Genomic DNA, 441 nt, shown 5'->3' with positions numbered 1-441 from the left:
GGCGATTCCCGCGATTCCGGTGCTCGGCCTCGTGCTGATCCTGCCGGTCGACTGGTTCGTCGGCATCGCCCGCGCGCTGACCAACCTGATCGGCAACTGCGTCGCGACGGTCGTCGTCGCGGTGTGGGAGAACGACATCGACCGCGCCCGCGCGAAACGCGTGCTGAACCGCGAGCTGCGCTACGTGGCCGACGCGCCGGGCAGCGCCGCACCGGTCGCCGGCGACCAGGCCCACGCGCTCTGAACGCGACTCCCGCGCGGCGCCCCTGGCCGCCCCGCGCGACCGAACTTCATGCGACCGGTGCGATGACGTGCCGGCGCTTCTCAACATGATGGAGACGACATGGCAGCCCCCATTCTCGATCCGAACGCGCCGGCTTTCACGCGGCGCTACATGAACCTCGCCGACCCGCGCCTCGGGGCGCAGGCGCTGTTCGCCAG

The 441-nt window shown here is 71.4% G+C and carries 1 pseudogene; it reads left to right on the top strand.

From position 1 onward, the window contains the following. Positions 1–244 (top strand): annotated as a pseudogene (locus tag M3180_RS22355) (C4-dicarboxylate transporter DctA); the annotation flags it as partial. Positions 245–441: the final 197 nt, after the last annotated feature.

It is taken from the genome of Paenibacillus camelliae (assembly GCF_023715345.1).
Classification (GTDB): Bacteria; Bacillota; Bacilli; order Paenibacillales; family Paenibacillaceae; genus Pristimantibacillus; species Pristimantibacillus camelliae.
This window is presented reverse-complemented; position numbering and strand designations above follow the sequence as displayed.